Annotated in this window: 14 protein-coding genes; 4 read left to right on the top strand and 10 right to left on the bottom strand. The window is 67.2% G+C overall.

From position 1 onward, the window contains the following. Positions 1–9: 9 nt before the first annotated feature. A complete protein-coding gene (locus ACMGRF_RS08855) occupies positions 10–276 on the bottom strand; it encodes a hypothetical protein (RefSeq protein ID WP_049410912.1) in 267 nt (88 codons plus the stop codon). 203 nt (positions 277–479) lie between these two features. Here ACMGRF_RS08855 and blaL1 point away from each other — a divergent pair, with 203 nt between their 5' ends. Continuing rightward, on the top strand, positions 480–1346 hold the full coding sequence (gene blaL1 / locus ACMGRF_RS08860) for a L1 family subclass B3 metallo-beta-lactamase (RefSeq protein ID WP_049410916.1): 867 nt from the start codon (positions 480–482) through the stop codon (positions 1344–1346). A gap of 125 nt (positions 1347–1471) precedes the next feature. On the opposite strand, the gene ACMGRF_RS08865 is transcribed toward blaL1, so the two are convergent. Together ACMGRF_RS08865 and ACMGRF_RS08870 are read right to left on the bottom strand one after the other, a co-directional pair. Next, positions 1472–2008 (bottom strand): DUF411 domain-containing protein, encoded by a 537-nt coding sequence (locus ACMGRF_RS08865; RefSeq protein WP_414485847.1) that lies wholly within the window; start codon positions 2006–2008, stop codon positions 1472–1474. A 115-nt stretch (positions 2009–2123) separates the two neighbouring features. Continuing rightward, complete coding sequence (locus ACMGRF_RS08870; protein WP_312547720.1) at positions 2124–2465, bottom strand: hypothetical protein; 342 nt, start codon at positions 2463–2465, stop codon at positions 2124–2126. Between the two features lie 167 nt (positions 2466–2632). Between ACMGRF_RS08870 and ACMGRF_RS08875 the strand changes: the two genes are divergently transcribed. Next, entirely contained in the window at positions 2633–3661 is a 1029-nt protein-coding gene (locus tag ACMGRF_RS08875) for a DUF4034 domain-containing protein (RefSeq protein WP_049410919.1), read from the top strand. A gap of 18 nt (positions 3662–3679) precedes the next feature. Here ACMGRF_RS08875 and ACMGRF_RS08880 read toward each other — a convergent pair whose 3' ends face one another. Continuing rightward, positions 3680–5962, bottom strand: coding sequence for an FdhF/YdeP family oxidoreductase (locus ACMGRF_RS08880; protein ID WP_414485848.1), 2283 nt, complete (start codon positions 5960–5962; stop codon positions 3680–3682). Positions 5963–6204: 242 nt separating this feature from the next. Here ACMGRF_RS08880 and fdhD point away from each other — a divergent pair, with 242 nt between their 5' ends. Continuing rightward, positions 6205–7053 carry a formate dehydrogenase accessory sulfurtransferase FdhD gene (gene fdhD / locus ACMGRF_RS08885; protein ID WP_049412776.1) on the top strand — a complete coding sequence of 283 codons (849 nt, stop codon included), beginning with the start codon at positions 6205–6207 and terminating at the stop codon, positions 7051–7053. 38 nt (positions 7054–7091) lie between these two features. On the opposite strand, the gene ACMGRF_RS08890 is transcribed toward fdhD, so the two are convergent. Beyond that, positions 7092–7628 carry a carboxymuconolactone decarboxylase family protein gene (locus ACMGRF_RS08890; protein WP_049435501.1) on the bottom strand — a complete coding sequence of 179 codons (537 nt, stop codon included), beginning with the start codon at positions 7626–7628 and terminating at the stop codon, positions 7092–7094. Between the two features lie 106 nt (positions 7629–7734). Between ACMGRF_RS08890 and ACMGRF_RS08895 the strand changes: the two genes are divergently transcribed. Beyond that, complete coding sequence (locus ACMGRF_RS08895; protein WP_049411708.1) at positions 7735–8616, top strand: AraC family transcriptional regulator; 882 nt, start codon at positions 7735–7737, stop codon at positions 8614–8616. A gap of 129 nt (positions 8617–8745) precedes the next feature. Here the strand turns inward: ACMGRF_RS08895 and ACMGRF_RS08900 are convergent, their stop codons facing one another. The 5 genes from ACMGRF_RS08900 to ACMGRF_RS08920 form a co-directional block, all read right to left on the bottom strand. Next, entirely contained in the window at positions 8746–9303 is a 558-nt protein-coding gene (locus tag ACMGRF_RS08900; RefSeq protein WP_049411710.1) for a TetR/AcrR family transcriptional regulator, read from the bottom strand. A gap of 4 nt (positions 9304–9307) precedes the next feature. Then, positions 9308–10840 carry an MFS transporter gene (locus ACMGRF_RS08905; RefSeq protein WP_414485849.1) on the bottom strand — a complete coding sequence of 511 codons (1533 nt, stop codon included), beginning with the start codon at positions 10838–10840 and terminating at the stop codon, positions 9308–9310. A gap of 148 nt (positions 10841–10988) precedes the next feature. Further along, positions 10989–11729 (bottom strand): hypothetical protein, encoded by a 741-nt coding sequence (locus ACMGRF_RS08910; protein ID WP_262223219.1) that lies wholly within the window; start codon positions 11727–11729, stop codon positions 10989–10991. Beyond that, positions 11729–12349 carry a DUF3299 domain-containing protein gene (locus tag ACMGRF_RS08915; protein WP_262223218.1) on the bottom strand — a complete coding sequence of 207 codons (621 nt, stop codon included), beginning with the start codon at positions 12347–12349 and terminating at the stop codon, positions 11729–11731. Before ACMGRF_RS08915 ends, ACMGRF_RS08910 begins: the two co-directional genes overlap by 1 nt. Then, positions 12339–12890: a DUF3299 domain-containing protein gene (locus tag ACMGRF_RS08920; RefSeq protein ID WP_049411719.1), complete on the bottom strand. Its 552-nt coding sequence runs from the start codon at positions 12888–12890 to the stop codon at positions 12339–12341. Before ACMGRF_RS08920 ends, ACMGRF_RS08915 begins: the two co-directional genes overlap by 11 nt. Position 12891: the final 1 nt, after the last annotated feature.

Consider the following 12891-nt stretch of genomic DNA (forward strand, 5'->3'; position numbering starts at 1 on the left):
GGCCGTCCTTCAGCGCGCCAGGCGCCAGTACAGCAGTCCAGCCAGCAAGGCCGGCACCGCGAACACCAGCAGCAGGATCGGTAGTTCCTCCCGGACGGCGTAACCGGCCTTGCTCACGCCCACCCACATGTTGGCCAGCGTCACCAGCAGCCAGGTGGCGATGAACGCGAGCAGGGCCGTGGGCAGCTGTGAGGTGCCCACGCTCCAGAGGCGGCCAAACAGCAGGAACACCCCTAGCAGGAGCACGCCACCCAGCATCACCATGAGCACATGCATGGTCCACCTCCTTGAGCCTGAGAGCAGGCTAGCCCCGGCCGATTGTGCGCTCCAGCCTGTGGAGATGGATTCACAATCCACAGCAAGCGAACAATCCCTGCATCGGCTGCGGCGGAGCTTATGGCAGCCATGAATTATTCGCGAAACGGCCCGCCCAGGGTACGTGCTAGCTTCATCCGACCCTGCCCAGACACCTCTCCGCCATGCGCCTTTGCCTGACGACCCTTGCCCTGACTACGCTTGCCTTGGATGTCACTGCCGCCGAGGCACCGCTGCCACAACTGCGGGCCTATACCGTGGATGCGTCCTGGCTGCAGCCGATGGCGCCGCTGCAGGTTGCCGACCACACCTGGCAGATCGGCACCGAGGACCTGACCGCGCTGCTGGTGCAGACCGCCGAGGGCGCAGTACTGCTGGATGGCGGCATGCCACAGATGGCCGGTCACCTGCTGGACAACATGAAGCTGCGCGGCGTGGCCCCGCAGGACCTGCGATTGATCCTGCTCAGCCATGCGCACGCCGACCACGCCGGCCCGGTCGCCGAGCTCAAGCGTCGCACCGGCGCGCATGTGGCGGCCAATGCAGAAACGGCGATGCTGCTGGCGCGCGGCGGCAGCAACGACCTGCACTTTGGCGACGGCATCACCTATCCGCCAGCCAGCGCCGACCGCATCATCATGGATGGCGAAGTGGTCACGGTGGGCGGCATCGCATTCACCGCGCACTTCATGCCAGGGCACACCCCGGGCAGCACCGCCTGGACCTGGACCGACACCCGCGATGGCAAGCCGGTGCGCATCGCCTACGCCGACAGCCTGAGTGCACCGGGTTACCAGCTGAAGGGCAATCCCCGTTATCCGCGCCTGATCGAGGACTACAAGCGCAGCTTCGCAACGGTGCGGGCGCTGCCCTGCGATCTGCTGCTCACCCCGCATCCGGGCGCCAGCAACTGGAACTATGCCGCCGGCAGCAAGGCCAGCGCCAAGGCACTGACCTGCAACGCCTACGCGGATGCGGCCGAGAAGAAGTTCGACGTGCAATTGGCCAAGGAAACGGCCACGGCACGCTGATCCTGCAGATCCTGTAGAGCCGAGCCCGTGCTCGGCTTGCTGGCCGAACACAGCCGAGCGTAGGCTCGGCTCTACACAGGACGCGTCGGAGAGTGCCGGTCAGGATGACCGGCACCCGCCGTCCATCAGCCGCCCTGGCCGTGCTGGACAAACGGCTCGGTGCTGCCGTCGGTGCGCACCAGCTCGACGGTGTACGGCTGCACGTAGCCGTCCGGCATTTCCATGCCCGGCGAACCGGCTGGCATGCCGGGCAGCACCAGCCCGCGCGCGGCCGGGCGTTCGGCCAGCAGGCGCTTGATGTCCTCCGCCGGGATGTGACCCTCGACCACGTAACCGCCGATCTCGGCGGTATGGCAGGAGGCCTTGCCGACCGGCACGCCCAGGCGGACCTTGATCGGGTTCATGTCATCGGTGTCGCGCACATCGACCTCGAAGCCGGCGGCCTTCAGGTGGTCGACCCAGATGCCGCAGCAACCGCAGCTGGCGGTCTTGTGCACGATGGCGACCGGCAAGGCCGGATCGACCTTGGCCGGGCTGGCCTGGGCCGGTGCCGGTGCTTCGCTGGCGACCGGTGCCGCGGAGGATTCTTCGGCGGCACGAGCGCAGGCGGTCGTGGCCAACACGGTGCCCAGCAGCAGACCGAGGGAGAGAGTACGGTTCATTGAGTGATTCCTTTGCAGATGCGGGCAACGCGGCCCGCCGCCCGCGCATCGAAGGCGCGGGCAGAGTCGAGAAGAAGTCGAGCAGCTACGGCAGGCGCGTGAGGCCTGCAGGAAATCACGCGATGGGGGGACGCAACGGGTCGGGTATCGGCGGCGGCGCGCGTTGCTGGGTATTGGCCGGAACCGGCGCCTCGCGCCACGGCGAGGCCGGTGTTCCGTTCAATGTCGCCAGCATGCCAAGACAGGCCGGCGGGCATTCGCACTCACCACTCTGGCAGGCCGCCGGGGCCGCATCATCGCAACAGCCGGCCGCAGCCATCGCGGCCGAGTGCGGTGCAGCGCAATGCTCCTGGCTGGACGGGCCGCTGTACGAAGACGCAGCGAGCGCCGGCGCCGGTGCATTCAGCACCACGGCGACAAGCAACATCCAACGCAGCAGCAGGCCAGGCAGGTTCACACGCCGATGATAGCCGATGCAGGCACCCTCAGTGGGCTGGCAACGACCCTGACAGCTTGACAACCACGCGGCCGACTTGCGCGACGCCCCTTGCTATGGCGAGATGGCAATCGTGCCACCCTGCCTTGCCACGCCCCTGCCCCTGTCCCCGACACGGAGTTCCCCTCATGAATGGATTCATGCGAACACTGCTTGTGGTGCTGCTGTTGTCGTGCGCGACCATCACCGGCGCCGAAGAACCAAGCGAAGATGAAGCAAGCGAACGCGCTGAAGTCTCCCGGCAGGCACAGCAACTGCTGGAGAAGCAGGATTTCGCCAGACTGGAGCAACTCGCCAGTCGTTACCGGGATACGGATCGCTACTTCAGCAGTGGTGTCTGGAAGCTTTCGGCGTACTACGTAGGCATCGGCTATGTCTTCAGCATGAGGAACCGTGACCCGGCCTACTGGCAGGGTCGCGAGAAGCTCGTGCAGGCGTGGATCTCGCGCTACCCCAGGTCGCCGTCGGCGCGCCTGGCCATGGCTGAGATGCTCAGCCGCCAAGGCTGGAGCATCCGCGGCCCCGGCTATGCAAATACGGTGAAGGCAGAGGACTGGGCGCCGTTCAACGCGCTGCAGCAGCAGGCCGTTGACTACCTGCTGAAATACAAGGACATCGCCAGCACGGACCCGTATTGGTACGAGTCGATGGAACACCGGGCGATCGAACAGAGTTGGGATGCAGACCGCTTCTTCGCATTGCATGACGAAGGCATCGCGCGCTATCCGGGTTACTTCCCGCTCTACTTTGCTGCCGTGCGCTATTTCGCTCCGAAGTGGGGCGGCGATCCGGCCGGCCTGGAAGCCTATGCACGCAGGGTCATGGCCGCGGCCCCACCGCAGGACCAATACATGCTGTACGCCCGTATCTACTGGGTTGCCTCGCAGCGGGAGTACGAGGACCGTTTGTTCACCGAGTCGAAAGTGAACTGGCCGACCATGAAACGCGGCTTCGAAGACGTGCTGTCACGTTATCCCTCGCCATGGAACCTGCAATCATTCGCATACTTCGCCTGCCAGGCCAATGATCCCCTCAAAGCCCGTGAACTGCTGGCGCAGATCCAGGAACCGATCGTTGGCGCTTGGCGGGATACGGCCAACTATTTCCGTTGCTCCTTTGCTCTGGATGAACCCAATCCACATGCCGGAAGCCCATAGGATTGGACTCATCCACTGCTAGGCGACCGCCGCCATCGCCCGCATCCGCACCGGGATCGACTTGGCCGCCGGCGTGCCGCTGATGCGGTCGTAGTAGTCCAGCGGCAGCAAGGGGTTCAGTTCGGGGTAGTAGCCGGCCAGCGCGCCGCGCGGCATCGGGTAGTCCAGCACCGTCAGGCCCTCGACGCGCCGCTGCACGCCATCGCCGCTGATCGTCTCCAGGATGACCCGCGCTTCCTTCTCCAGCCCGCGCGCCAGCCGGTCCTCGATGTTCATGAACAGCACCATGCGATCGTTGTACACGCCGCGATAGCGATCGTTGTAGCTGTAGATGGTGGTGTTGTACTGATCGTGCGAGCGCACGGTGGCCAACCGCAACATGTCCGGATCGTGCACCGGATCGTCCACGTCCAGGCCGGGCATCACCAGGATGTTGGCCTTGCCGTTGGGCGTGGGCCACACCCGGCGGCGCGGCGGGATGTCCAGATGAAAACCATGCGGCTGCTGGATGCGCTCGTTGAAACCGGTGTAGATCTCCGGGTACACCGCAGCGATCAGCTCACGGATGAGTGCGTAGTCGTGCATGCAGCCTGCCCAGTCGACCCTGCTGTCGGGCAGCGTGGCCAGCGCCATCCGGCAGACGATCTCGACCTCGGGCAACACATCGGCGCTGACCGGTTCGAGCACGCCGCGCGAGGCGGTCACATTGGACATCGCGTCTTCGATGGTGACGAACTGCTCGCCGGCCGGCGTGACGATGCGCTCCGAGCGCGCCACCACCGGCAGGATCAGCGCATCGCGGCCGTGAACCAGGTGCCCACGGTTGAGCTTGGTGGCGATGCCCACGGTCAGGTCCAGCCCACGCATTGCCTCGTACGCGCGCGGCGTATCGGGCACCGCATGGATGAAGTTGCCACCCAGGCCGATGAACACCTTGGCACTGCCCGCCAGCATCGCCTCGATGGATTCGACCACATGGTGGCCATGCTCGCGCGGAGGGTCGAAACCGAATACCTGCTGCACGCGGTCGAGATAGCCCGGCTTGGGCTTCTCGTCGATGCCGACGGTGCGGTCGCCCTGCACGTTGGAGTGGCCGCGGATCGGACCGATGCCGGCACCGGGCTTGCCGAAGTTGCCGCGCAGCAACAGCAGGTTGGCCACCTGCTGCAGCAGGCGCGAGCCATACTGGTGCTGGGTCAGCCCCATGCCGTAGCAGATCACGGTGGCATTGGAGCGGATGTAGATCTCCGCACAGCGACGGATCTGCGCCTGCGAAATGCCGGACACCTGCACGATCTGGTCCCAGTCCTGCGCCATCACGTCTTCGCGCAGCGCCTCCAGGCCCACCGTGTGTTCCGACAGGAAATCATGGTCGAGCACGCGCTCGCCCTGTGCTTCACGCTCGAACATCACCTTCATCATGCCCTTGATCAGGGCCAGGTCGCCGCCGATGCGGATATGCACGAACTCGCTGGTGATCTCGGTCGAACCGAGCGTGGCCATCTGCACCACGTCCTGCGGCTCGGCAAAGCGGATCAGCGCACGCTCGGGCATCGGATTGACCGCCACGATCGGGATGCCGCGTTTACGCGCCTCGACCAGGTTGCTCATCATCCGCGGTGAATTGGTGCCGGTGTTCTGGCCGATCACGAAGATCGCCTCGGCGTGCTCGAAATCCTGCAGCACGATGGTGCCCTTGCCCACCCCGATGGCCGGCGGCAGGCCACGGCTGGTCGGCTCGTGGCACATGTTCGAGCAGTCCGGGAAATTATTGGTGCCGAACTCGCGCACGAAGATCGAATACAGGAACGCGGCTTCGTTGGGCGTGCGCCCGGAGGTGTAGAACTCGGCCTGGTGCGGGCTGTCCAGCGCCTGCAGGTGGCGGCCGATCAGTGTGAAGGCATCGTCCCAGCTGCACGGCACATAGTGGTCGGTGGCTGCGTCGTAGCGCATCGGCTCGGTCAGCCGGCCCTGCATCTCCAGCCAGTAGTCGGTCTGCGCCATCAGTTCGGTCACGGTGTGCCGGGCGAACAACTCGCGGCCGGCCCGGAACTCCGTAGCTTCCCAGGCCAGTGCCTTCGCGCCGTTCTCGCAGAACTCCAGCTTCCTGCGTTCGTCGGCATCGGGGAACGCACAGCTGGGGCACTTGAAACCACCGGGCTGGTTCATCGCCAGCAGCGCCTTCGACCCCTTGCCGATCACACTCTGCTGCAGCAGCACCCTGGCGGTGGCACCGGCAGCACCCCAGCCTCCGGCAGGCTGGTTGTAGGGCTTGTAACGCGGCGGTTTCTGCTCGGACATGTTCGGGAACCTTACGGAAGGAACGCGGCAACAATGGGCACATCGCAGTCCGGCGGCGCTTCAATCGCACGACCAGCCGCACAGTCAAGCACGGCCTGCGCGGCTTCGCCAGAGGGTAGAGGCTGTTTTAGCGCAGCCTGCCATGACAACGGTTACACCTGCGTCAGCGCATGGCCACTGCGCTATTCTCGATGCCGTGGGTGGTCCACCACCTGCGTATCTCCCTAGCCCGGACGCGCTGCATGCCTGATTCGACCCCACCGCACACCCCGCCTGCCGGCACGGCCCAGCGTCCGTTGCAGCGCTGGCGCAGCGAGGGGCGACAGCCGCTGGTCGACGTGGTCGCTGAGGAAGTGCCGGTCGCACTGCGTTACAACGACGCCGCCTTCGCGGTGATGATGGCCACGCCCTGCGACCTGGAGGACTTTGCGCTCGGGTTCTCGCTCAGTGAGGGACTGATTGCTGCGCCCTCGCAGCTGCTGTCGATCGACATCCGCCCACAGCTGGAAGGCATCGAACTGCAGATGACCGTGGCCGGGGAGGCACCCGGTGCCGAGTTGGACCCGGCCAATGGCCGCCTGTTGCCCGGCCGTGGTGGCTGTGGCCTGTGCGGCACCCGCCAGCTGGAAGAAGTGCTGCGTCCACTGCCGCAGATCCGCGAGCGACGCAGCTACTCGCCCGCCGCTCTGCAGCGCGCGCTGGCCGCGCTGACGCAGCACCAGCCGATGAATGCGGCAAGCGGCTCCACCCATGCCGCCGCCTGGGCCGACGCCAGTGGGCGCATCGGTTGGGTACGCGAGGATGTGGGTCGCCACAATGCGCTGGACAAGCTGATCGGCGCCCTGCATCACAACGAACACGCCATTGAAGGCGGCCTGCTGGTGATTTCCAGCCGGGCCAGCTACGAAATGGTCAGCAAGGCGGTGCGCGCCGGTGCCAGCGTGCTGGCCGCGGTGTCGGCACCGACCGCGCTGGCGATCGACCTGGCCCGCAGCGCCGGCCTGTGCCTGGTCGGGTTCGCGCGGGAGAGCGGGTTCAATGTGTATACCCATGCTGACCGGCTGCAGGCGGACGACGGTCACGCCTGCTGAAGATGGCCGGGAGCACAGCGCCCCCGGCCCGGTAGACCTCAGCGCAGCGCGACCTTCGGGAAGTCCACCGGCACGTCGAACGCGACGTTGACGTAGTTGGTGAACAGGTTGAGCGCCACATGCGCGAGGATCTCCACGATCTGCTCATCGTCGAAGCCGGCCGCGCGCAGCGCCTGCACATCGCCCTCGGCGATCTGCGCACGCTGCTCGACCACCCTCAGCGCGAAGTCCAGGGCAGCGGCGGTAGCCGGGTCACTGGACTGGCCGATCTGCGCGGCGGCCATCTGCCCGCTGCTGGCGCCGGCCTTGCGGCCCAATGCCGTGTGCGCGGCCAGGCAGTACTCGCAGGCATTGCGGTTGGCAATGGCCACGGCGATCTGCTCGCCCAGCAGCGGCGACAGGCGACCGCCACCCAGCGCGCCGAACGAAGCCCACATGCTCTGCAGGGCGGCCGGCGAGTTGGCCACCGCGCGGAACATGGCCGGGGTGGCGCCGAAGGCGGCGTGGACCTGGCCCAGCAGGGCCTGGCGGTCGGCGGTGGTGTTGGCGGCATCGATCAGGGGGACACGGGACATGGTGGATCTCCTTGGGAAAGCGCCCGGGATTGGACGACCCGCTCATCCTAGGTAGACTCGCCGGACGCATCAGTGGCAATTCGCCGCACATGTTGTCCATACGTCCATGAGCATGCCCGCCGCCGCCGCTGCGCCAGATCGCCTCTCCTCCCTGCTGGAACGCTTCCGGGTGCAGGCGGCGCTGTTCCACAGTGGCCCGCTGTGCGGGCAGCATGTCTTCGAGCCGCAGCCCGGTCGTGCGTTCCTGCATATCCTGCGCCAGGGTGAAATGGAGGTCCGTCATCCCGACAGCGATATCGCGCTGCCCCGGTTGAAGATCGACACACCCAGCCTGCTGCTGTACCCGCAGCCGCTGCACCATGTGTTCTTCAATGCGCCGCTGGATGGCCCGGATTTCACCTGCGCCACGCTGGATTTCGATGGTGGTGCACGCAATCCGATCGTGCAGTCGCTGCCGCCGGTGATGGTGGTACCGCTGGCGGCGATCGGCGAACTGGAGGACACCCTGCACCTGCTGTTCGCCGAGGCCGATCGCCAGCGCTGCGGTTCCCGGCTGCTGACCAACCGTCTGTTCGAGGTGGCGCTGATCCAGGTCCTGCGCTGGGTGGTGGACCACCCGGATGCGGCCGGCGTCAGTCATGGGCTGATGCGTGGGTTGTCCGATGCGCGTCTGGCCCGCGCGCTGGTGGCGATGCACCAGGCACCGCAGGATGAATGGACGCTGCCGCGCATGGCCGCGACTGCCGGCATGTCGCGCAGCGCGTTCGCGGCCGTGTTCAAGGAGGTGATGCAGGCGACGCCGGCCGCTTATCTGCTGGACTGGCGGCTGAGCCTGGCCTGCGCGCAACTGCGGGGCGGCGTGGCAGTCAAGCAGGTGGCGGTCGAGGTGGGGTTTGCCGATACCGCGTCGTTGTCGAAGGCGTTCCGCAAGCGGCTGGGGGCGTCGCCCAGGGCGTGGTTGGCCGCGAGCGCAGCACAGGCTGGGTAAATGGATGAGGGGTAGAGTCGACCGCTGGTCGACTATCGCGCGACGCGCGGGATTTTCGTTGTCTGACCGGAGGGCAGCCGACCAGCGGTCGGCTCTACCACGGGCGATGTCGGCGCGCCGGCTGGCCGCTCAACTGGACGTTCCATCCGACTTCGCCAGCAGCCCGGCGATGCGCTCGGCAACGCGGGCGCGCACGCCTTCATCGAGCTGCCCTTCGTACATTGCCTCGTAGATCCACAGGCCATCGGCGGCCAGCCGCGCCACGAAATTGTCGAGCGTCGTCGGATCCACATTCCCGGGCTCCGGCGCGGACGGTGCCCAGCGCTGAACCGCCGGGCCCCACGGACGCTCGCCGGCCTCCGGGTCGGCCGATTCGAGCATGAACATCAGTTCGGCACGGGTGGCGCTCTGGGCCGACACGCGCACGAAGGTCTGGTAACGCTCCAGCGCAGTGGCCTGGTCGGCGGTCTTGCCCAGCAACGCTTCCATCGACGCCTCCCAGGCCTGCACCAGGTGCTCGTCGATCCCGCGCAGCAGCGCCTCGCGCGACGGGAAGTGGTACAGCAGGCCGCCGCGGGTCAGCTTGGCCTCGGCCGCCACCGACTCGAAGGTCACCGCGCGCACGCCATCACGATTGATCACGTTGACGGCGGCGTCGAGGATGCGGTCGCGCTTGCTGGTTCTCATCGCGTCATTTTACGCGATCGGCCGCGCCCTCGCGGCTGCCGACGCGCCCACGCAGCAGGCGCGCGATGATCGTCGCGCCCAGCGCCAGTACCGCCGTGATCACCAGCAGCACGATCTGGTAGCCACGGTCATATGCCGCCGCAGCCAGTGCGAACCAATCACCCTGCCCGCTCTCGCGCGCGGCATGCAGCGCCTGGGTGAAACCCTCGCGGGCAAGCGCGGGCATATCGGCCGAGACCGGCAGGAACGCGCTGTACATCGCGGCACTCAGGCTGCCCAGCATCGCCACCGCCAGCAGGCCACCGAACTCGTAGGACACCTCTTCCACCGATGACGCCATGCCCGCACGGTGCGCCGGCACGTTGTTGAGGATGGCGGTGGACGCCACCGAGATGGCCGAACCCATGCCGAAGCCGGTGATCGCCATGCCGGCGACCACCCAGCCGAGGCCGTGCGGGAAGCCGAACGCCACCACGCCGACGCCCAGCGCACCTGCGGCCAGGCCGCCGCAGATCAGCGGGCGCAGGCCCACCCGGTGCAGGATGCTGCCGCCCAGCAGCGCACTGGGCAGGCTGCCCAGCGCCGCCACTGACACCAGCAGGCCCGCCTGCAGCGGCGTAAAGCCCGCCACCAGCTGGAAGCGCTGGGTGGTGACCAGCTGCAGGCCGGCCATCGCAAACAGGGTGAACACTGCCGACAGCGTGCCGGCCAGGAACGCCGGGTTGCGGAAGATCGCGAAGTCCAGCAGCGGGTACGGCAGCTGATGCTGGCGGCGTGCGAACGCTGCGCCGCTGATGACGGCCAACAGCAGCGCGCCTGCGCCCAGCGCATACGACGGCGGCGTAGCGATCAGCGACTTGATCGCCAGCACCAGGCCGGACAGCGCAGCCAATGCCAGCAGCGACGAAACCAGGTCCCACGGCCGCGAGGTATCGCGCTGGCCTTCCGGCGCCAGCAGCAGCGTGGCCACCAGCGCCATCACCACCACCGGCACGTTGATCAGGAATACCGAGCCCCACCAGAAGTGCTGCAGCAGCCAGCCGCCGATGATCGGACCGAGCGCCGCACCGACGATGGCCACCGCCCCCCAGATGGCGATGGCGATGTTGCGTTCGCGCGCTTCGTGGAAGCTCAGGCCGATCAGCGCCAGCGTGGCCGGCATCATCGCGGCCGCGCCGACCGCCAGCAACGCACGTGCGGCAATCAGCTGCGCTGCAGAGTCGGCGAACGCCGCTGCCAGCGAGGCGACGCCGAACACCACCAGGCCGATCAGGAACATGCGACGGTGTCCGATACGGTCGCCCAGCGTGCCCGCGCCCAGCAGCAGGCCGGCCATCACCAGTGGATAGGCATTGATGATCCACAGCGCCTGGCCGGCACTGGCCGAGAGTTCCTCGGTCAGGGTGGGCAGTGCGGTGTAGAGCACGGAGTTGTCGAGCGTAACCAGCAACAGGCCAGCGGCGACGGTGAACAACAGTGCCCAGCGACGGGCAGGCGACAGGGCCGGAGCACCGGCCAAGGGCTGGGACAAAGCCATGGGAGAACCTGATGGGGTAGATTACAGCCATAACTATACCGGATGTCCTGTATAGTTATGACAACAACGCCACTGGTTCAGATTGGGGGCCGGCCAATGTTCATGTTGCCGCGCCTTCATGCCGGCCCATGGCCGGTGTCACAGATCATCACCGGCAGTCTTCCGGTAACGCGGCAATCGCCGATACCACCGATGCCTGCATGCCCTGCCCGACGGCCGTGTCCAGCTCCCCACCCGTGCTCCCATGCTGGCGGCGTAGCTCGTCCTCGCACAGGCCGCGCACCCGCGCACGGGCATTCGCGCGCAGGCTGCTGCACCGCCAGTCGGTGCCACCCAGCGGCAGCACCGAATACACCACGCTGTTGCAGGCATTGCCGGCGCGCTGCTGCAGCGACCGCGCGCCGAAATCCCGGGGTTCGCTGCTGCGCTGCGGGTCGAAATAGCTGTCCGGGAACGTGCGCGCGTACTGTTCGATGTCCACCGCCATGCTGCGCCCACCGGCCAGCGGCAGCTGCAGCGGCTGGCCGCACGGCGTCGCATCGGCACGATGCTGGATGTACTGGTAAATCGGCCGGTCCAGCGATGGATCCTGCTGGGTCACCGCACTGACCGCCGCCAGCACCGGCAGCGACGCACGATTGGCCATGCGTGCCAGCAGCCCGGCCTGCGCTGGCTGGCAGCGGTCGCGCACTGTGGCCGCGAGCAGGAACAGCACGTCGTTGCGGAACGCGTGGTCATCAGCCAGGCGCTGTTCGATGCGCTGGCGGGCATCGGAAGAAGGCGCCGGAAATGCGACCGACGGCGGCGCGGTGGGGGCGCGCTGCCACCACACCAGCAGCACGAGTGCGCCCAGCAGCATCCCCGCAGCAATGATCCAGCGCCGGCGCATCAATTGTGGATCGCCGTCAGCGTGGCCGCGGCAGCATCGTAGGAGGCGCTGGCGATGTCCGCGTCGAAGCGCTTCACCTGCAGGCGGCCGACAAGGCGGTACGGATCCCACAGACCGCCCAGCGTGATCGGCGTCGCCAGGGTCACGTGGATGATCTGGTTCGGCGGCGGTGGCGGCACGTGGATGCAGGCACCGTAGAACGGTACGAACAGCAGTTCATCAACCAAGCCGGCATCGTTGGTGCCGAGCGGTACCACGTAGCCATCCAGGTCCACCGCGCGGCCATCGGCAGCATCGACCACCTGCGAAGAACCGAACTGTCTTGCGCGGTCCGGGCTGGAATGATCGATCTGCTGTCCCGGTGGCGTGCCGGAGCCGGTGTCGTCGATCAGCCCGCCCACCCCGTCCATGCCATTGCGTGACAGGCCGATCTGCGGGGGTGGGCGTTGATAGGTCACTTCGTCGGGCCGCAGCGCGTCCCAGCGGTCAATGGGGGCTTCGGCCGTGGCGGAGGGCGCCGGCTTGTCCTGCGGCGTGACCACCACGGCATCGCCGCCCGGCGACGTACAGCCCGCCAGCCACAGGCATCCCAGCGTGAGCAAAAGGAGGCTACGGTTCATACGGCCTCAGCTCCGCATCGCGCATGGTGTAGGCCGAGCCGGCCAGATCATCATCCAGCCGTTCCGCACGCAGGGTGCCGGCCAGGAAGAACGGCGAGTACATGTCCGGCATCTCGATCGGGCGTGGCAGCACCACGTGCACGATCTGGTTCGGCGGCGGTGCTGGCACGTGGATGCAGGCGCCGTAGTACGGCACGAACAGGAATTCGGTCAGCCGCCCGTCCTGCGCATTGGCCAGCGGTACCACGTAGCCTGGCAGGCGCACCGGCCGCTGCAGGACCGTGTCCACCGTGCGGAAGGTGCCGAACTGCGGCATGCGCCGGTTGCCGTTGTGCTCGACCTCCGGGCCCTCCCCCCGCTCCAGTGCGGCCAGCTCATCCTTCGGCATCATCTGCAACCAGTCCAGCTCCTGCTCCGCCGCGCCCGCTGGGCCATCGCGGTCGACAACCGGCGAGGGTGGCAAGGCCTGTACGCCGGTATCCACCGGCCGCTCACAGGCGGCCAGCGCCAGCACCATCGGCACTACCCGCATCCATCGCATG

Origin of the sequence: Stenotrophomonas sp. EMP41, from assembly GCF_047495535.1 — a bacterium.
Classification (GTDB): domain Bacteria; phylum Pseudomonadota; class Gammaproteobacteria; order Xanthomonadales; family Xanthomonadaceae; genus Stenotrophomonas; species Stenotrophomonas sepilia.